This is a genomic window from Nonomuraea composti (genome assembly GCF_012034275.1).
In the GTDB taxonomy this organism is placed as follows: Bacteria; Actinomycetota; Actinomycetes; order Streptosporangiales; family Streptosporangiaceae; genus Nonomuraea; species Nonomuraea composti.
On sequence record NZ_JAATEP010000001.1, the window covers coordinates 470066 to 488884 of the forward strand.

General features: G+C 73.4%; 19 protein-coding genes. 4 read left to right on the plus strand and 15 right to left on the minus strand.

Features of this window, described 5'->3' with window-relative positions; genetic code table 11:
• Window positions 1–138: 138 nt before the first annotated feature.
• The gene (locus HCN51_RS02075; RefSeq protein ID WP_168006096.1) at window positions 139–1545 is read left to right on the plus strand and encodes an APC family permease; all 1407 of its coding nucleotides are present in this window, start codon (window positions 139–141) and stop codon (window positions 1543–1545) included.
• A gap of 4 nt (window positions 1546–1549) precedes the next feature.
• Here the strand turns inward: HCN51_RS02075 and HCN51_RS02080 are convergent, their stop codons facing one another.
• The 8 genes from HCN51_RS02080 to HCN51_RS02115 form a co-directional block, all read right to left on the minus strand.
• Entirely contained in the window at window positions 1550–1702 is a 153-nt protein-coding gene (locus HCN51_RS02080; protein WP_168006098.1) for a hypothetical protein, read from the minus strand.
• 22 nt (window positions 1703–1724) lie between these two features.
• Window positions 1725–4073, minus strand: a complete 2349-nt coding sequence (locus HCN51_RS02085) for a penicillin acylase family protein (protein ID WP_206066404.1) — start codon at window positions 4071–4073, stop codon at window positions 1725–1727.
• A gap of 7 nt (window positions 4074–4080) precedes the next feature.
• Complete coding sequence (locus HCN51_RS02090; protein WP_168006100.1) at window positions 4081–6327, minus strand: FtsX-like permease family protein; 2247 nt, start codon at window positions 6325–6327, stop codon at window positions 4081–4083.
• A complete protein-coding gene (locus HCN51_RS02095; RefSeq protein ID WP_168006102.1) occupies window positions 6324–7004 on the minus strand; it encodes an ABC transporter ATP-binding protein in 681 nt (226 codons plus the stop codon). The genes HCN51_RS02090 and HCN51_RS02095 overlap by 4 nt, the downstream gene beginning before the upstream one ends.
• Complete coding sequence (locus tag HCN51_RS02100) at window positions 7001–7528, minus strand: PadR family transcriptional regulator (protein ID WP_168006104.1); 528 nt, start codon at window positions 7526–7528, stop codon at window positions 7001–7003. Before HCN51_RS02100 ends, HCN51_RS02095 begins: the two co-directional genes overlap by 4 nt.
• 45 nt (window positions 7529–7573) lie before the next feature.
• Entirely contained in the window at window positions 7574–8008 is a 435-nt protein-coding gene (locus HCN51_RS02105; RefSeq protein ID WP_168006106.1) for an SRPBCC family protein, read from the minus strand.
• Between the two features lie 102 nt (window positions 8009–8110).
• Window positions 8111–8995: a helix-turn-helix domain-containing protein gene (locus HCN51_RS02110; protein ID WP_168006108.1), complete on the minus strand. Its 885-nt coding sequence runs from the start codon at window positions 8993–8995 to the stop codon at window positions 8111–8113.
• A 50-nt stretch (window positions 8996–9045) separates the two neighbouring features.
• Window positions 9046–9963 (minus strand): NmrA/HSCARG family protein, encoded by a 918-nt coding sequence (locus tag HCN51_RS02115; protein WP_168006110.1) that lies wholly within the window; start codon window positions 9961–9963, stop codon window positions 9046–9048.
• A 94-nt stretch (window positions 9964–10057) separates the two neighbouring features.
• Between HCN51_RS02115 and HCN51_RS02120 the strand changes: the two genes are divergently transcribed.
• The gene (locus HCN51_RS02120; RefSeq protein ID WP_168006112.1) at window positions 10058–10615 is read left to right on the plus strand and encodes a TetR/AcrR family transcriptional regulator; all 558 of its coding nucleotides are present in this window, start codon (window positions 10058–10060) and stop codon (window positions 10613–10615) included.
• Between the two features lie 33 nt (window positions 10616–10648).
• Here HCN51_RS02120 and HCN51_RS02125 read toward each other — a convergent pair whose 3' ends face one another.
• The 3 genes from HCN51_RS02125 to HCN51_RS02135 all read right to left on the minus strand — a co-directional run bounded on the left by HCN51_RS02125 (window position 10649) and on the right by HCN51_RS02135 (window position 13451).
• Window positions 10649–11014 carry an STAS domain-containing protein gene (locus HCN51_RS02125; RefSeq protein ID WP_168006114.1) on the minus strand — a complete coding sequence of 122 codons (366 nt, stop codon included), beginning with the start codon at window positions 11012–11014 and terminating at the stop codon, window positions 10649–10651.
• Window positions 11015–11160: 146 nt separating this feature from the next.
• Window positions 11161–12624, minus strand: coding sequence for an MFS transporter (locus HCN51_RS02130; RefSeq protein WP_168006116.1), 1464 nt, complete (start codon window positions 12622–12624; stop codon window positions 11161–11163).
• A 197-nt stretch (window positions 12625–12821) separates the two neighbouring features.
• A complete protein-coding gene (locus tag HCN51_RS02135) occupies window positions 12822–13451 on the minus strand; it encodes a TetR/AcrR family transcriptional regulator (RefSeq protein ID WP_168006118.1) in 630 nt (209 codons plus the stop codon).
• A gap of 117 nt (window positions 13452–13568) precedes the next feature.
• Between HCN51_RS02135 and HCN51_RS02140 the strand changes: the two genes are divergently transcribed.
• Together HCN51_RS02140 and HCN51_RS02145 are read left to right on the plus strand one after the other, a co-directional pair.
• Window positions 13569–14012, plus strand: coding sequence for a CBS domain-containing protein (locus tag HCN51_RS02140; protein WP_168006120.1), 444 nt, complete (start codon window positions 13569–13571; stop codon window positions 14010–14012).
• 10 nt (window positions 14013–14022) lie between these two features.
• On the plus strand, window positions 14023–15150 hold the full coding sequence (locus HCN51_RS02145) for a phosphotransferase (protein WP_206066405.1): 1128 nt from the start codon (window positions 14023–14025) through the stop codon (window positions 15148–15150).
• Window positions 15151–15290: 140 nt separating this feature from the next.
• On the opposite strand, the gene HCN51_RS62075 is transcribed toward HCN51_RS02145, so the two are convergent.
• The 4 genes from HCN51_RS62075 to HCN51_RS02165 all read right to left on the minus strand — a co-directional run bounded on the left by HCN51_RS62075 (window position 15291) and on the right by HCN51_RS02165 (window position 18806).
• Window positions 15291–16031 carry a MerR family transcriptional regulator gene (locus HCN51_RS62075; RefSeq protein WP_168006122.1) on the minus strand — a complete coding sequence of 247 codons (741 nt, stop codon included), beginning with the start codon at window positions 16029–16031 and terminating at the stop codon, window positions 15291–15293.
• 336 nt (window positions 16032–16367) lie between these two features.
• Window positions 16368–17030 carry a potassium channel family protein gene (locus tag HCN51_RS02155; RefSeq protein ID WP_080040571.1) on the minus strand — a complete coding sequence of 221 codons (663 nt, stop codon included), beginning with the start codon at window positions 17028–17030 and terminating at the stop codon, window positions 16368–16370.
• A complete protein-coding gene (locus HCN51_RS02160) occupies window positions 17023–18372 on the minus strand; it encodes a TrkH family potassium uptake protein (protein ID WP_168006124.1) in 1350 nt (449 codons plus the stop codon). The genes HCN51_RS02155 and HCN51_RS02160 overlap by 8 nt, the downstream gene beginning before the upstream one ends.
• A gap of 206 nt (window positions 18373–18578) precedes the next feature.
• Window positions 18579–18806, minus strand: a complete 228-nt coding sequence (locus tag HCN51_RS02165) for a hypervirulence associated TUDOR domain-containing protein (protein ID WP_168006126.1) — start codon at window positions 18804–18806, stop codon at window positions 18579–18581.
• Window positions 18807–18819 lie beyond the last annotated feature (13 nt).

Below are 18819 nucleotides of genomic sequence, written 5' to 3' on the forward strand. Positions count from 1 at the left end.
AAAATTTCAGGGTCTGCAATGTTTCAGCGTCTGAAGTGCTATATGTCACAGCAGGGGAGCCGCCTCCGGCGGCCTTTCCAGTGGCTTTTCCGGCCCGCGCGTGCATAATCCGGCCGCAGGAGGGACAGGAACGAGCACATGGACGCCCCCTCCGAGATCAACCCCGCGGGCACCGCCCAGGCGCACGACGGGCATCCCAGCCTCAAGCGGGTGATGGGCCCCGGCCTGCTGCTGTTCTTCATCATCGGCGACATCCTCGGCACCGGCATCTACGCCCTGACGGGCCAGGTCGCCGGCGAGGTCGGGGGAGCGGCCTGGCTGCCGTTCGCCATCGCCTTCGTGGTCGCCGCGATCACCGCCTGCTCCTACCTTGAGCTGGTCACGAAGTACCCGCAGGCGGCGGGCGCCGCGCTCTACGTGCATAAGGCGTTCCGCCTGCACATCGTCACCTTCCTCGTGTGCTTCACCGTGATGTGCTCCGGCATCACCTCCGCCTCGGCGGCCTCGCGCGCCTTCGCCGCGAACCTCGCCGCCGGCTTCGGCCTCGACGTCGGCAACGGCGTCATCCTGGCCATCGCCCTGGGCTTCATGCTGCTGGTCCTGGCCGTGAACCTGCGCGGCGTCGGCGAGAGCGTCAAGATCAACGTCGTGCTGACCGCGATCGAGCTGTCCGGCCTGCTGCTCGTCATCCTGCTCAGCCTGTGGTTCATCGCCGGCGGCAACGCCGACTTCTCCCGCGTCGTCGCCTTCGAGACCGCGGCCGACAAGAGCGTGTTCCTGGCCGTGAGCACCGCGACGTCGCTGGCCTTCTTCGCCATGGTCGGCTTCGAGGACTCCGTGAACATGGCCGAGGAGACCAAGGACCCCTCGCGGATCTTCCCGCGCATCATGCTCACCGGGCTCGGCATCACCGGGCTGATCTACGTCCTGGTGTCCATCTGCGCCGTCGCCGTGGTGCCCGTCGGCCGGCTCGCCGACAGCGAGACGCCGCTGGCCACCGTGGTGCAGACGGCCACCCCCGGCTTCCCGATCGCCGACCTGCTGCCGTTCATCTCGATGTTCGCCGTCGCGAACTCCGCGCTGATCAACATGCTGATGGCCAGCCGGCTGCTGTACGGGATGAGCAAGCAGGGGGTGCTGCCCGGCTTCCTGTCGAAGGTGCACCCCACGCGGCGCACGCCGGAGACCTCGATCGTGTTCACCACCGTCATCGCCCTGGGGCTGATCACCTTCGTCTCGCTCGACCCCGAGAGCCCGGTCGTGGCGCTGCTGGGCGGCACCACCTCGCTGCTCCTGCTCGCCGTCTTCGCCGCCGTCAACCTGTCCGTCCTCGTCCTGCGCCGGGACCGCGCCGGCTTCAAGCACTTCAGCGCGGGCCGCGTCCTGCCCGTGCTCGGCACCATCACGTGCCTCTACCTCGTGCTGCCCTGGTCGTCGGGGCGCCCGGCCGGCCAGTACGAGATCGCGGGCGTGCTCCTGGCGATCGGGCTGGTCCTGTGGGCGCTCACCTGGTTCGCCCATCACCGCCGCCAGGCGGACCGCTGACGGCTCACCTGACGGTCGCGTCCACCAGGAGGAACGACAGCACGCCGGTCGCCAGCAGGGTCGCGTACAACACGATCACGCCGATGACCACGAGCACGCGCCGCCACGCGCCGCGCCCGCGAGGGGGCGGCGCGCCGCGCTCCGCCCCCTCTGACATGCTCAAACGCTAACAGTCCTGCTCAGCCACGCACGGTGGTGACGCGCAGGCGCGGGTCCGCCCTGATCTCCGCCTCGGTGAACCGCTCCGTCACCCACTGCCCGCGCGAGAACAGCGCCGTCTGGTCGGCGTGGTGCGGCGAGGACGCGTTCGCGGACAGGGAGTAGGTCAGGATCGTGCGGGTGCGCGGGCCCGACGGGGTGAGCTCCACGGCCATCATGAAGCTGGAGCCGGTGTCCACGTCCGGGTAACGCCCGTCCGCGCCGAGCCGGCCGCGCGACCGGATCCGGTCGAAGCAGCCCTCCGCCTCGGTGCAGCCCGGGATCGCCACCGACGCGTACCGCTGGGCCTGGCCCGGCGTGAGGGCCAGCGGGATGGCGTCCGACGCGAACCGCTGCACGACGTCCGCCAGCGAGCGCAGCACGTACGGGTCGTCGCGCTTGAGCCCGCGCGGCGTGGTCAGCGGGTGCTCCGGATCGAACGGCACCTTCCACCACTGCTGGAAGGGCTCGCCCGGCTTGTGGGGGCGCTCCAGGCCGGTGTAGAACTCGCGCCACAGGATCGCCCCTGCACCGTCCAGCGTGGCGCGCCCGTCCCAGGCCGCCAGGGTCCGGCACGCCTCCCGCAGGTCCACCCGCCGCCCGTCGGACGCGGTCGCCGACGGATGGGCGCGGCACACCGCCGCCACGTCCGCGCGCATCATCTCGAACGTGAGGTTCCGCTTGCCCTGCGCGGTGGCCTGCAACGTCTCCAGCGTGAACCCCGGCGCCCCGAGCCCGTCCGCGCCGGACAGCCGCCGGGCGATCATGTCCAGGCCGACGCGCGGGCGCGGCTCCACGTCCGTCCTGCTCGATCCCCACACCTTGGCGTACGAGGTGAGCGGCGCCGCCGGGTTCGTCATCCAGGGGCTGTTGTTGGAGTTGGCCACGTAGTCCGCCCGCGTCAGCCTCGGCTGGGCGGCCGGCCCGAAGATGCCCGGCACGACGGCGTCGCGGTCCCTGCCCCACAGGCAGGCGGAGGTGGAGCCGTCCAGCACGTACGCCTCCAGCGACGGATCCGGCGACGGCACGGCGCAGCGGCCCGCCTGGGCGTCGGTGACGTGCGGGACGGCCGAGGCGTCGGCGAACGTCGCGCTCCCGCTCACGTCGGTGGCCAGCGTGTAGACGAACGCCATGCCCTGGTGGGCGTCCTGGGCGGCACGCAGCCCCGCCACGTCGCGGGCCTTGCCCATGGCCAGCCACTCGTCGGCCGAGCGCAGGTTCGCGGCGTTGACGTCGGCCAGCGCGTACGCGTACCCGTCGCCGCGGCCCGCGGCCAGGACGGGGCCGTAGCGGGAGGTGTAGAGGGTGCGGCGGGCCACGGTGCCGTCCTGGAGCGGCACCTCGACCACCTGGCGGCCGATCGGCTCGGCCCGGCCGTCCACCAGGTGGGCGCCGTCGCCGGCGAGCCTCAGCCGGTAGAGGGTGTAGCGCTGGGCGTGGGAGACGGTGTGGGTCCAGGCGACGCGCGCGTTGTGGCCGATCTGGACGACCGGGGTGCCGTACAGGCTGCCGCCGGAGACGTCGAGCACGCCGGGGATGGTGAGCTGCACCTGGTAGAAGCGGCGGATCCCGGTCCACGGGAAGTGCGGGTCGGCCAGGAGCATGCCGTGGCCGCTCCGCGTCGCCCGGCGGCCCAGCGCCCAGCCGTTGCTGCCCGGCGCGGGCGCGGCGGCCTCCTCCCCGGTCTTTTCCGGCGGCCCGGTCTTTTCCGGCGGCCCGGTCTTTTCCGGCGCCTCGTTCTTCTCCGGCTCCTCGCCGCCGGCTATCGCCTCCTTGAGCGGGGAGCTGCCCGCCATGCGGTTGAGGTCGAGGAGGTTGGCCCAGATGTCGTCGGCGGTGATCGGGCCGACCCACGACCTGCCCCGGCAGGCCGGGTCGGGCAGGTTCGCCACGCCCGTCTCCTCCAGGTAGCGGTTGTAGCCGGCCACGTAACCGGCCACCAGCTCGCGCAGCTCGGCGCTCGGGCCCAGCGGGGGCGGCTGGGCCAGCACGCGCCGGATCACGCCGGAGGCGGCGACGCTACGGTAGTAGACGTCGCTGGTGAGGTTGTCGACCGGGCGGACGGCGTCGTCCGACCGCTCCTCCGGCCCGAAGGTGCGCGAGCGCTCACCGCGTAACGTGATCACCCAGGAGGCCAGGACGCACAGGTTGTCCTGGGCGAAGGCGTAACCGTAGCCGAACCCGAGGCCGCCGTGGTCCCTGGCGGTCACGTGCGGGATGCCGTACTCGGTGCGGCGGATCTCGGCCGTGTAACGGGTGGCGGCGGTCGGGGCGTTCACCAGGGACGTCGCCGCCAGGGACAGCGCCGTCACCATGGACAGCAGTTTCATGGGGCTCCTACTCGAAACGCGCGTTGTCCGGCGCGGTCAGGTGCCGCAGCAGCGGCACGGCCATGAGGATCACCAGCAGGGACGCGGCCAGCCCGCCCCCGACGGTCGCGAAGTAGACCGGCCCGGGCACGGCCATGGAGGCGCCCTTCATCGCGAGCCGGTCGACGAACGGCCCCGCCACCCCGAACCCGGCGCAGGCGGCGACGGCGGCGGCCAGGACGAGCGGCAGCGCCGACTCCAGCAGCACCACCGCGGCCAGCGTGCGGGCCGGCGTGCCCGCCAGCCGCAGCAGGGTGAACGGCTGCCGGCGCTCCATCAGCCCGCCGCCGACCGCCACCACGAGGCTGCACCCGCCGGCGAGCAGGGTCAGCGCGACCATGGCCAGCGCGATGTTCTCGGCCTGCGTGAACACCGTCGCCCTGGCCTGGGCGACCTCGGCGAACGTCATCGGCGGGCCTGCGCCGTACCGGGCGAGCAGCGTGCGCAGCTCCTCCAGCGTGCCCGGGTCGTCCATGCTGACCAGCACGGCCGCCAGGCCGAGACCGTCGGTGGAGACGGCCCGGCTCGCCGGCCCGGCGACGGGGAGCAGCCGGTCGATGGACAGCGGGTTGTCGGCCTCGACGACCCGCTCGAAGTAGCCGGTCACGGCCTGCGCGCCGGCCGGGCAGCGGCCGAGCGCCGGGTAGCGGGCCAGGCCCGCGCAGTCGGCGGCGGTGGCGGGCGGCGGCGGCCCGTCGCCGGGCACGGGCCCGGCCCGGCCGGTGTCCGGCAGGGCGTAGATGGGCAGCACGCCGACACCGGGCCGGGCGCGCAGCTCGGCGAGCAGTTCGGCGCCGGCCTGCGGCGCCAGCCCGGTCGCGCCCGGGTAGGGGGCGAGCGGGGCGCGCAGCACCCCCGAGAGCGTGCCGCCGGCCACCGCCTGCTGCCCGGAGATCACGGCCGGGACGATCCCGGCGATCGCCGTGCCCATGAACACGGCCAGCACGAGCCCGCTCACCGAGCGGAAAGCCGTCGCGGGGGCGGCGGCCAGCCGCTGCGCGGCCAGCAGGGTCGCCGCGCCCCTGGTCACGCGGGCGGCGAGCCGGGCGGCCAGCATCGTCAGCCACGGGCCCGCCAGGACCAGCCCGGCCATCACGAGCGCGAGCGCCGCAGCGGCGAGCAGCGGGTCCGGCTCGCGCGCGCCTCCCTGGAAGACCGGCCCGGCGACCAGTGCCAGCCCGGCCAGCAGCGGGATCACCCGCCAGGCGCGCGGCGGGCGCGGGGCGGCGGCCTTCCTGGCGGCGCCGAGCGGCGAGATCCGGACGCGGCGCAGCGACCAGAGCGCCGTGCAGCCCGCCAGGACGGGGACGCCGGCGAGCACGGCCGCGTACTGCCAGGGGGCCGGGGCGACCAGGTCGGGGAAGAAGCGGGAACCGGTGACGCGGATCAGGGCCACGGCCGGGCGTACGAGCTGGAAGAGCGCGACGCCGAGCAGCGCACCCAGCAGCGCGCCGAGCGCGGCCTCGACGGCGGCCAGCACGTTCACCTGACCGGCGGTCGCGCCGGCCAGCCGGAACGCGGCGAAGCGCGCCTCGCGGCGGGCGGCGGCCAGCCGGGTGGCCGCGTTCACCAGCACGAGCAGCGGGACGAACAAGCCGATCGCGGCCACGGCGAAACCGATGCGGTAGAGGTCGCTGTCGTCGTTGCGCAGCGCCGCGAAGGGCGCGGTCTCCACCGCCTCCTTCGAGTCCACCTGCCGTGCCCCGGGCATGGCGGCGACCTCCTGCGGGGTCCGCCCCACCACGACGACCAGGTCGTCCGGGCCGGACAGCGCGGCCCGGCCGATCGTTGCCGCGCGGGTGCCGGGGAAGCGGTCGGCCAGCCGCTCGCGCGGCACCGTGTCGAGCAGCCTGCCCAGCGCGGGGGAGACGGCGTACTGCCCGGGGCCCGGCATGCGGGCCAGCCCGGGGATCGCCGGGGCCTGCCCGCCGAGCGCGGCGGCGTCCAGCCGCTTGATCGTCCGGCCGGCGTAGTAGTCCTCCCGGTAGCTCCACAACGCGCCGGCGGCGGTGGCGTCGAGGGCCCAGCCGCTCGGCGCGGCGCCCGTGGTGCACTCCCAGCAGGGCCGGCCGGTGGTCGTCTGGAAGGCGTTGAACAGGGACAGCGTGGTCAGCAGCACCATGACGCCGGCCGCCACGCCGGCCACGATCAGCGCCAGCCTGGCCGCCGCCTCCCCGCCGCCGCGCAGCGACAGCCGCAGCCCCAGGCCGATCATCGCGCGACCTGCCCGGCGAACGGGTCGGTGACGCGGCCGTCGCGGACGATGACCTCCCGGTCGGCGTACGCGGCCACCCGGGCGTCGTGCGTCACCACGATCACCGTCGTGCCCTCCTCGCGGGCCAGCCCGACCAGCAGCTCCATGACGTGCTCGCCGGTGAGTGAGTCGAGCGCGCCGGTCGGCTCGTCGGCGAACAGCACCCGCGGCCCCGTCACCAGCGCCCGGGCGATCGCCACCCGCTGCGCCTGCCCGCCCGACAGCTCGCCGGTGCGCCGGCCGCCCAGCTCCGCCAGCCCCAGCCGCTCCAGCCACTCGCCGGCCCGCCGGTAGGCGTCCCTGCGCCGGGTGCGGCCCAGCAGCATCGGCAGGGCGACGTTGTCGGCCACGGTCAGCTCCGGCACGAGCTGCCCGAACTGGAAGACGAACCCGAAGGAGGTGCGCCGCAGCTCCGTGCGCCTGGCGTCGCTCATTGTGTCGAGCCGCCGGCCGCCGAACCACACCTCGCCGCTGTCGGGCGTGAAGATCCCGGCCAGGCAGTGCAGCAGCGTCGACTTGCCCGAGCCGCTGGGCCCCATCACGGCCAGGATCTCCCCGGCGCGCACCGCCAGGTTCGCCTCGCGCAGCGCGGGGGTGTTGCCGTAGGAGCGGCTGAGCTCGCGCGCTTCGATGATCATGAGTCGCGCACCATGGCCGCCAGCGCGCCCAGCCGCGCCTGCGTCACGTCGATCCAGCGCAGATCCGCCTCGAGGTGGAACATGCCGTGGTCGGCGAGCAGCGCGTCGGTCAGCGAGCCGTTCTGCTTGATCTGGGTGAACTCCCGCATGCGCCGCAGGTGCGTGGCCCGCTGCAGGTCGAGGTAGCCCGCCGCGTCGCGGCCCAGCATCAGCGCCAGCACGACCTTCGTGAACAGCACCGTCTGCAGGTACGGCTCCGCCGCCACCGGCTCGGCCAGCCACGCCTCCACCTCCCGCGTGCCGAGCGGGGTGATGGCGTAACGCTTGCGGTCGGGCCCGTCGCCCGGCTCGCTCTGCCCGGCCGTCACCTTGCCATCCCTGGCCAGGCGGCCGAGCGTGGAGTAGACCTGGCCGAACGGGAGCGGCTTGCCGCGGCCGAAGAAGGTGTCGTAGTCGCGCTTCAGGTCGTAGCCGTGGCTCGGCTCCCGCTCCAGCAGGCCGAGCAGCGCAAGGGGGACGCTCATGCCCGGCGACTATACACCAGGGGTATATACGCGGTGTATAGGCGTTCAGTCCTTGCCCGCGTACGCCGCCAGGCCGTCCGCCATCCGCTGCATGAACCGGGTCAGGTACCACTGCCAGAAACGGCCCGCGAACCGCGGCTTCGCCTCGAAGACGCCCCTCCAGACGATCTCCGTGCCGCCGCCCGGCGCCGCCGTCAGCTCCACCGTGCCCCGGTAGGAGCGGAACGGGCCGCCCAGGTTGTCGTAGACGAACCGGCGGTCGGCGACCAGCTCGACGATGCGCTCCCGCGAGACGTTGCGCCCGGTGCGGAAGATCCGGGTGTCGCCGGCCCGCTGCCGGTCGCGCGGGTCGGCGCCGCCCTCGATCTCGGCCGCGTCGATCGGCGACCAGGAGGGCCAGGTGGCGGCGCGGGTGAGCGCCTCGAAGACCGCCGCGGGGTCGGCGGAGGAACGTGAGGTGACGGTGTAGGTGTAGGGCACCGTCCGAAACTAGGCGGCGCCGCACGCCCGGAGAATGCGGGAGATTGCGCGACCATCGACCGGGCGTTGCGGGCGGCCGGCCCAGGCTCAGGACGACCTGGCTTACGACCGTGCCTTGCGGTAGGCCGACGGGCGGACGCCGACGTGGCTCAGGAACGCCGCCGACAGCGCGCCCGGGCTGCCGAAGCCGCACCGCTCGGCGATCTGCGCGACGGTGAGCGTCGTGCCCGACAGCAGCGAGCGCGCGTGCTCGATCCGCAGCCGCGTGAGATACCGGAACGGCGTCTCGCCGGTGTCCTCGCGGAAGACGCGGACGAAGTGGTAGACGCTGAGGTGCGCCTGCGCGGCCAGGTCGGCGAGCGTCAGCGGCTCCGCCAGCCGCTCCCGCATCACGGCCGCGGCCCGGCGGACGGCCTCGCGCCCGCCGCCCGGCCCGCCGTCGTCGCGGCCCCGCGACAGCAGGTGCGTGGTGAGGAACGCGGCGGCGGACTGCGCGTACAGGTCGCCGGCCTGACCGGCGGCGGGCAGCGACCGCACGACCTGCTCCACCACCGGGTCGCCCGCCCCCAGCGCGGCCGACAGCGCCTCGAAGTCCGGCTCCGGGCCGCCCAGCTCGGCCGCCGTCCGATCGACGGTGGCGCGCGGGATGTGCACCTGCACGGTGTTGAGCGGCGCGGACGCCCGGTAGCTGCGGACCGTCGAGCGGCCCGGGACCATCAGCTCCATGCGGCCGGGGACGTAGCGGCGCCGCGCCGGCCTGCCGCCCGCGTGCGTCCGCATGATCGCGTTACCGGCCGTGCAGAGCACCAGGTGCAGGTCGGACGTGCCCGGCAGCGGCAGCTCCTCCGCCTCGGGGGCATGCGTGAAGGACTGCACCAGCAGCGACCGCCAGCCCGCGTCGTGCCAGCTGCAGTAGGTGTGCCGGACATATCCGCTCGGGTCGGTCTCCGCGTACGGTGCCAGGTCGAAGTCGCGCGTCTCGAACACCGTTCCAGCCTAGGCGGGATGCCCTTGATCGGCTCCGCCCGGCCGGGTCGCTAGCGGGCGGCGAGGTGCCGGTGCGCCCACTCCTCGAACGTGGTGAGCGGCAGGCCGAGGGCCCGCGCGTACTCGGGCCGGGCGGGCTGGCCGGCCACGTTGATGAACTCGTGCGACATGACGCCCGGCCCCGGCATGCCGGCGGCGATCGCCTCCTCCATCGTCAGGTCCGGCGCGGACACCTCCACGCCCAGGGCTCGGGAGAGGACGGCGGCGATCTCCGTCATGGGCAGGTAGTCGCCGGCCAGCTCCAGCTCCACCTGGTGGAAGCGCTCGGGGTCGGCGAAGGCGGCCGCGGCCGTCGTGCCGATGTCGTCGACCGCGACGAGGGAGAGGTGCGTGCCGGGCCTGAGCACGGTCACCAGCCCGCCCTCGACGCCGCGCGGGAACAGGTAGGCGACGGACGGGAGGAAGTTCTCCATGAAGAAGCCCGGCTTGATGATCGTCCAGTGCTCGAAGCCGGCTTCGCGCACGCGGTCCTGTGCCCCGGCCTTGGCGGCCTGCACCGGCTCCATCGCCGCCCAGCGGCCTTCGGCCCAGCCGGGAGCTTCGGTGTGCTGCCCCGCGCCGGAGACGGACGTGTGCACGAACTGCGGCACGCCCGCCGCCCGCGCGCCCTCGACGAGGTTGACGGCCTGGGTCAGCTCGCCGCCGAAGTCGAAGGCGCCGTCCCTGAACGGGGGCATCTGCACCGAGAAGACCGCCCGGGCGCCCTGTGCGGCCCTGGTCACGGAGTCGCGGTCGTCGAGATCGCCGGTGACCAGCTCGGCGCCGAGCGCCTCGATCGCCTTGGCCCGGCCGGTGCCGGGGTCGCGGACCAGCGCTCGCACGGGGACGCCGGCCGCCAGGAGGGCGCGGGCGGTGGCGCCGCCCTGCTGCCCGGTGGCGCCGGTGACGAGGACGGGTGCGTTGCTCATGAGGGTCTCCTGTTCAGCAAAACGGCGGACCCCGCCGTTTCTGTTCAGGTAACATATGGCGGACCCCGCCGTTTAGCAAATGTGAGGTGACGCCATGACCGGCCGGCGCGCGGACGCCCGGCGCAACTACGCGCTCCTGCTCGACGTGGCCAAGGAGGCGATCGCCGAGCACGGGCCCGACGCGTCCCTGGAGCAGATGGCCCGCACCGCCGGGGTCGGGTCCGCCACCCTGCGCCGCCACTTCCCCACCCGCCAGGCGCTGCTGGAAGCGGTCTTCCGCGAGGAGGTCGAGACCCTGTGCGCCCGCGCCCGCGACCTCACCGCCCACCCCGACACCCGGGCGGCCCTGCTGGAATGGCTGCACGCCGTCACCGCCGCCGCCACGACCATCCGGGGGCTGGCCGTCGCGCTGGCCCGCGAGCGGGCCCTCAACGCCGACACGGCCGGCGCCCCCTGCTGCTCGGTGCAGCTCACCGAGGCCGGCGACCCTCTGGTACGCCGCGCGGCCGGCGCCCTCACCCCCGGCGTCACCACCGACGACCTGCTCACCCTCGTCACCGGCATCGCCCTGGCCGCCGAGCACCACCCCGACCCCGCCGCCGAGGCCGAGCGCCTGCTCGGCCTGGCCATCACCGGGGTCAGTCCGCAGTGACCGTTGGTCGGCCAGGCGGGGCCGCCGCGTCGCTCAACTGGAGCGTTCCGACGAGTCGAGCGCGGCGGCGATCGCGTCCTCGACCCGCTCGTGCACCGGCAGGTGCGCCACCACGCCCGTGATCTCGAACAACCGCGCCGGCAACGGCTGCACCCCCGCCAGATGCACGACCCCGCCCGCCTTGAGGCAGTCGGTGGCGCACTTCAGCAGGACGTGCAGGCCCGAGCTGTCCATGAACGGCACCCCGGACAGGTCGAACACCAGCCGTTCGGTGGGGGCGGCCCTGACCTCCTTGAGGTAGGCGTCGAGGTCGGCCCGGTTGGTGGCGTCCATCTCGCCGGTCACGGCGACCACGGTCACCCCGGACAGGTGCTGGTGCGCCAGCGTCAATGACGGCATCTGCGGAGTCACCGCTTTCGCCGGCGGAACTTGACCATCAATGAAGGATAATCCGCTGCGGTCGTTGGCGATATCCCGGTTTTTCCTGGTGCGATGGCAAGATCTGGTGCTTGGGAGGCGGGAGCGGTGCTCTGGCGCCCGTCCTGCTAGCCGTGGCCGTGACCATGGCCCACGAACGCCGCCGCGGGCTTGCCGCCGGGCACCAGCCCGAGCGCCACGACCCCGGCCACCCCCGCCACCACGGCACACCACACGAACCCGGCCACGAACCCGCCGGCCCCCGCCCCCGGCACGAGGCTCGCGGCGGCCACCGTGGACACGACGGCCACCCCGATCGAGCCGCCGAGCTCGTGGAAGGTGTTGATGACGCCGGAGGCGACGCCGTTCTCGCCGGGAGGGATGTTCGCCATGGTCGTGGTGGTCGCCGTCACGAACGCCGGCCCGATGCCCAGCGAGGCCAGCACGAACCCGGGCAGCAACGTCGTGTAGACGCTGGTCTCCGGAGAGCTGCGCGCCATCAGCGCCGCCCCCGCCGCCGTCACCACGAACGCCGCCACCGCCACCGGCCGGCCACCCACCCGCCCGATGAGATGGCCGCCGGCCTGCGCCCCGATCGTGATCGCGACGGCCGCCGGCAGGAAGACCAGCCCGGTCTCCAGGGCGCTGAACCCGAGCACGTGCTGCAGGTAGAGGGTGCTGAGGAAGAACAGCCCCAGCATCAGCCCGGTGGCCACCAGCATCACGAACGTGCCCGAGATCACCGGCCGCCGCGCGAGGGTCGAGGCGCGCATGAGCGGCGACCGCATGGACCGCTCGACGAGCACGAACGCCACGTACAGCAGCGCCGCTCCGGCCAGCGGCAGCACCGTGCCCGCCGCCGCCCATCCGGCGTCGCCCGCCGTGACCAGCCCGTAGATCAGCAGCGCCGTCGCCAGCGTGACGATCAGCGCGCCGGGCACATCCACCGGCTCCCGCCGCCCACCGGCGCCCGCGCCCGTCCTCGCAGCGGCCGCCCCCGCCTTCGGCCCCCTCACTGGCACCACGGCGGGCACGGCGGCCAGCACGATCAGCCCGATCGGCACGTTGACGAAGAACACCCACGCCCACCCGGGCCCGGCGGTCAGCAGCCCGCCGACGAGCACGCCCAGCGCCGCCCCCGTCCCGCCGATCGCGGCCCACACGCCGAGCGCGCGTGCCCGCCGCTCGCCGTGGAAGGTACCGGTGATCACGGCCAGCGCGGCAGGCGACAGCAGCGCCGCCCCGACCCCTTGGAACGCCCGCCCGGCGATGAGCGCCATCCCGCTCCCGGCCAGCCCGCACACCAGCGACGCCGCCGTGAACAGCCCGAGCCCGGCCAGCAGCGTCCCGCGCGCGCCGAACGCGTCCGCCAGCCGCCCGCCGAGCACCATGAGCCCGCCGAAGCAGAGCGTGTACGTGGTCACCACCCAGGTCAGCGACTCCCGGTCGAGCCCCAGGTCGGCGCCTATGGTCGGCAGCGCGACCTGCACCACCGTGATGTCGACGATCAGCATGAACTGCGCCAGGCACAACAGCACCAGCACCGCCCAGCCACTGCCGCCATGCGCCGCCGTGTTGTCATGATGAGCCATCCGCCACTCCTTAACTTGAACACTGATGTTCAAGTTAGCATGCCGGAACGGTACCCCGGTACCGTGTTGCTGGGAGATATGAGTCCCGTCGGATGGCATGCCGGACAAGCGGCATCGCGCGTTTCACACGCGCCCGAACCAGCGAAGCCGCACGCTAAGACAGCGGCTCGCGGGTGGACGACCGGCCTCGCCCGCCCTTACTCGCCCTTCGCGGGCCCCCTGGCCGGCCGGGCGGCAGGCGGAGCGAGCAGCGACAACATCGTCTTGATCAGCACGTCCGCCACCTCCTCAGGGGCGAGCCGGCCCGCCTCCCGCTCCTGCGCGGCACTGTGAATGATCGAGAAGAACGCCGTCACCAGCCACGGCAACGGCAGGTCGTCGCGGAAGTCACCGTCGCGCTGCCCGCGCGCGATGAGCCGCCCGACCCGCCGCAGCGGCGCCTCGTGGTGCTCCCTGATGCGTTCGGTGGCCAGCACCCGATCGGCCGCGAGGAACAACCGCCGGTGCCGGTCGAGGATCTCCCACGCCGAGCGCAGCAGCCCCGCCATGGCCTCGGGCGCCGGCGCCGTGTCGATCGACTCGTCCTCCAGCACGCCGTCCGCGATGCTCACCGCGTGATCGAGCACGGCGTCCACCAGCGCCTCACGCGACGGGAAATGCCCGTACAGCGTGACCCGCCCCACCCCGGCCGCCTTGGCGATGTCGGCCACGCTGGCGGCGGGGTCCGCGCTGAGCAGCCGCGTCCCGGCCTCGAGGATCGCGGCGATGTTACGCTCGGCGTCCGCGCGACGGGCGGGAACGGGCTGTCGTGCCGCGGCCTTCACCATGACCCCACCCTACGACGCCGCCCCCGCACCCCCTGGCAAGGGCACCGGCCATTCGGGACGCCCGCGTCGCGCGCCCCCGCCGCCCCCGGCGGCTACGCTGGAGATCGGAGGCGATCGATGCGCGCACGCGATCTGGCCGTCGACTTCCCGACGGTCACCCTGGACACCCCGGCGCTGGAGGCGGCCAGGCTGCTGGCCGACCGCGACCTGCCCGGGCTCATCCTGGTCGACGAGGGCGGGCGGCCGCTCAGCATCCTGCCCGGCACGCAGGTGCTGCGGCTGGCGGTCCCGGCGTACTGCCAGGACGACCCCGCGCTCGCACGGGTGGTGGACGAGGCGCACGCGGACCGGTTCCTGCACCGGCTCGGCGGCAAGAGCGTGCGGGAGTGCCTGCCGGAGCAGCCGCGCGAGCTGCCCGTGACCGACTCCAAGGCGACGGTGCTGGAGCTGGCGGCGCTGATGGCCCGCACGCGCAGCCCGCTCGTGGCGGTGGTGGACGACGAGCGGCTGGTGGGAGCCGTGACGTTGCAGTCACTGCTCGACCACGCCCTCCAGCTCTGAGCGCGCCGGCGTGGAGCAGGAGATCGTCCAGGCGCTCGGCGCGTCGGCCATCGCGATCGAGCCGCTGACGCACGTGAAGGAGGAGACCGTCCGGGTGCTCGGCGCCCCGGCCACCGCCGTCGAACCGCTCACGCACAACGCGATGAACGGCGTGACGGCGGGCATCTGGCGGGTCCGCACCGGCCGTCGTTCGGCCATCGTCAAGGTGCTGACCAGGCGGAAGGAGGCCGGCGCGGGCTGGGAGAGCGCCACCGACCCGCGGCACTGGAACTACTGGCGGCGCGAGGCCGACGTCTACTCCACCGGCCTGCCCGCCCTGTGGTCGGGCGCAGGCGTGCGCGCGCCGCACCTGCTGCGGCTCGTCGAACGCGACGACGGCGACCTCGCCCTCTGGCTCGAGGACGTCACCGGCACCCCCGCCACCACCTGGCCGCTCGCCCGCCACACCCTGCTCGGCCACCAGCTCGGGCTGGCGCAGGGCGGCGCGGGGCCGGTCGAACAGCCGTGGACGAGCCGGTCGTTCCTGCGGGACTACGTGGGCTCGAAGCGGGTGCCGTACGAACTGCTGGAGGACGACACCACCTGGCGGCACCCGCTCGTCGGCGAGAACCTCCCGCCGGGCCTGCGCGGCGAGCTGCTGCGCCTGCACCGCGACCGCGAGTGGCTCCTGAACGTCATGGAGTCGCTGCCGCGCACGCTGTGCCACCTCGACCTGTGGCCCAGCAACGCCCTCGACGCCGGCGGCGAGAGCGTGCTCATCGACTGGGCGTTCGCGGGCGACGGCGCGCTCGGCGAGGACATCGGCAACCACATCCCGGACAGCGTCTTCGACCTGTACGTCCCGGCCGCACACCTGCCGGAGCTCGACGCGGCCATGTACGGCGGGTACGTCAGGGGGCTGCGCGAGGCCGGCTGGCGCGGCGACGAACGCCTGGTGCGGCTGGCCGTCTGCGCCTCCGCCGTCAAGTACGACTGGCTGGTGCCGCGCATGCTGCAGCACCTCGACCGGCAGCCCGTGGGCTACGGCGGCCAGGCCCCCGTCGAGGCCGCCCGCCTCTACCGGGAGCGCGGGGCCGCCATGATGTTTCTCGCCCGGTGGGCCGACGAGGCCCGCCGCCTGTCGGACGCGCTCGCGTGACGGCCGCCGCCAGCAGCCTCGCCCGCCGCACGCCCGCCCGCCTGCCGCATGCGTACCCGCTGCACGCCTGCCTGCCGCATGCGCACCCGCTGCACGCCCGCCTGCCGCACGCCTGCCCGCTGCATGCCCGCCCGCCCGGTTCAGTGGCGTGGCTCAGCCCCGAACCCGACCGCGAAGGCCACCTTCAGGTAGTGCCAGGCCGGCTCGCTCAAGAGCCCCTTGGTGGCCGTCTCCGCTCCCTCCGCCTCGATCTTCCCGTACAGGGCCGACATAGCCTGCCGATCGCCACCCACCAGCCCCTCCACCGCCTCGCTCCACCGGCCCGCGAGGTCCTGGACGGCCGGTTCCGCCGGGTCGGTGCCGCGTTCGGCGTGCTCGGCCGCCTCCGCGGCGAGCCCGGTGAGCCGGCGCAACCAGGAGGTGACGCCGTCCTGGCCGAGCTCGCGGTGCCGCTGCTCGAAGCGGGCGAGCTGTTCGGGGGTGAAGTGCCTGGCCTGCATCATGGCCTCCATGGTCTTGATGAGCTGGTCGATCGACGGCTCCTCGGACGCGTCGAGGGCTTCGGCCACGCCGAGAAGCCGCCGGTGCAGGGCGCGCTGGCTGGCCAGGTGACGTTCGACCTGGTCGAGCTGGCGGCGTAAGGTGTCGCGGACGTCGCTGCTCTCCAGCGCGCCCGCGATCTCGGCGAGCGGCAGCCCCAGCTCCCGCAGCGCCAGGATCCGGTACAGCCTGCGCACGTCACCGCTGGTGTAGAGGCGGTGCCCGGCCGGGGACCGCCCGGCTGGGGCGAGCAGGCCGATCTGGTGGAAGTGGTGCAGGGCTCGCACGGTCACGCCCGTGGCCGTGGCGAGCTCGCCGATCTTCCAGAGTCGTTCGTTCACGTCCGATCACCGCCTTGAGCACGACGGTAGGTCCTGACGCCGCGTCAGGTGCAAGCCCGCGCGTGCCCCTAGTGAGCCGGGCGTCAATGAGCGTCCGGCTTCCCGCCACACCAGGTACCGGCGTTGCGGTCCGCCGCCGTCGCGGACAACGGGCCGGCTGGACGCCGGAGGCGTCGTCGCGCCGGACGCGCCTCAGCCGGGACGCCTGAGCTCCGAGGCGCGTAGCGCCCCCAAGCGGAAGCCCTTTCGGGGCGGGCAGGAGATGAGCAAGCACCCCCATCGGGTAACGGGTGGGGACGGGCAAGCATCCCATCGGGCAACGGGTGGGGAGCCGGGTCAGGGGAGTTCGGAGAAGCGTTCTACTTGTTCGGTGCGGCCCGAGACCAGGACGATGTCGCCGTACGAGAGCTCCGTCTCCGCCGTCGCGTACGTGAACTCCTCGCCCGGCGGCTTGACCGCCACGATCGTCACCCCGTACTTGCGGCGCAGGTTGGAGCGGCCGAGGGGGACGCCCACGTACTCCTTGGGCGGGCTGGTCTTGGCGATGGCGAAGCCTTCGTCCACCTGCATGTAGTCGAGCATGCGGCCGCTGACGAGGTGGGCGACGCGTTCGCCCATGTCGTGCTCGGGGAAGACGACGTGGTGGGCGCCGATGCGGCTGAGGATGCGGCCGTGCTGGGTGCTGACGGCTTTGGCCCAGATGTCGTTGATCTCCAGCTCGACCAGCAGGGACGTGGTCAGGATGCTGGCTTCGATGTCGCTGCCGACGGCGACGACGGCCTGGTAGAAGTCGGGGACGCCGAGCTGGCGCAGGGCTTCCATGTCGGTGGCGTCGGCGGTGGCGATCTGGGTGATCTGGCCCGCGAGGCTCTGGGTGATCTTGGGGCGGTGGTCGATGGCGAGGACCTCGGCGCCGCGCCGGGTGAGCTCCAGCGCCAGCGACGTGCCGAACCGGCCCAGGCCGATGACGACGACCGGGTCGCCCTTGTACTCAGCCAACGATGACACGCTCCTCGGGTAGCTCGTAGTGCCGGGCGCGCCTGTTGAGTGCCAGGGCGGAGCCCAGGGTGAGGGGGCCGATCCGGCCGATGAACATGAGGACGACGAGCAGCAGGTGCCCGGCCGTGCCCAGGCTCGCGGTGATGCCGGTGGACAGGCCCGCCGTGCCGAACGCCGCGACGACCTCGAACAGGACCTGGTCGAGACTGTGCGGGGTGAGGGCGAGCAGCGCGTACGTGGCGATGCCCACGATGGCGGCGCCCAGGGCGGTGATGGTGACGGCCTGGCGCTGGGCGGAGTTGGGCAGGCTGCGGTGGCCGATGTTGACCCGGCTCTCGCCGCGCAGCTCGGCCCACACGACGAAGGCCAGCAGCCCGACGGTGGTGACCTTGATGCCGCCCGCGGTGCCGGCGCTGCCGCCGCCGATGAACATGAGCAGGTCGGTGGTGAGCCAGCTCGACGGGAACATCTGGGAGACGTCGAGGGTGTTGAACCCGGCCGAGCGCGGCATGACGGCGGCGAAGAACGCGGCCAGCACCTTGCCGCCCTCGTCGAGCGGCCCGAGGGTCTTGGGGTTGCGCCACTCGATCGTCAGGAAGGCGAGGGTGCCGAGCAGCAGCAGGACCGCGGTCACCCACACGGTGATCTTCGTCAGGATGGTCCATTTGCCGGGACGCCGCCAGGAGCGGGCCAGCTCGAACACGACGGGGAAGCCGAGCCCGCTCACGATGCTGGCGATGGCGACGGTCAGGCAGATCCACCCGTCGGACACGAACCGCATGAGGCTGTCGGGCCACAGCGCGAACCCGGCGTCGTTGAAGGCGCTGATGGCGTGGAAGACGCCCAGGTAGAGGGCGCGGCCGAACGGCTCGTCGTACCCGGTCACGAAGCGGGCGGTCAGGACGGTGGCGGCGACGGCCTCGCACACCAGGCTGAACACGACCACCTTGCGCAGGACGTGCCGCACGTCGCTCATGCTCAGCGTCTTCGTCTCCGCCTGGACCGCGATCCTGGCCCGCAGACCTAACCGGCCGGAGACGAGCAGCGTGAACAGGGTCGCCATCGTCATGATGCCCAGGCCGCCCGCCTGCACCAGCCCGGCGATGACCAGCTCGCCGAACACCGACCAGTGCGACTCGGTGTCGACGATCGCCAGGCCCGTCACGCAGACGGCGGACGTCGCGGTGAACAGCGCGGCCAGCCAGCCGGCCGACACACCTTCGGTGGTGGCGAGGGGCAGCGCGAGCAGCGCCGTGCCGACCGCGACGGTCAGCCCGAACGCGGCCACCACGACCTGTGCGGGGTGCCGGAAGCGGGAGGTGAACGGCGTCAGCAGCCCCATCACCGCACCCCGGAGCGCCCGTGACGGCCGTGATCGCCGTGACGACCTGGGCCACGCATCCGCGAACGCCTCCCCCGAACATCCGACCGGCAGTCTCTTGCCGACCAGACTTCCCGGCGCACCGCGCACTACCGTAACAGGCCCGCGAGCGCCGGCGTACTTACGCCTCCTTGACGGGAAAACTAGCGGAGAATGGGCGCCGGACGTTATTCGCCGCCCTTGCGCAGCGCCGACGGCTTGTGGACGGCCTTGCCGCCGCTCTTCTCGCTGCGCACCACGTACTGGGGCTCCTCGGGGGAGGCGGCGACGGTGCGGCCGGCCTCCTTCCGCCGCTTGGTGATCTTCTTTTCGACCTTGCCCTTGGCGGTGCCGCCGTGGCTGCTCCAGGTGACCTCGTCGCCCGGCGACAGGTCCTTCTTCTTCTTGGACGTCATGGGGCCCGCGCTA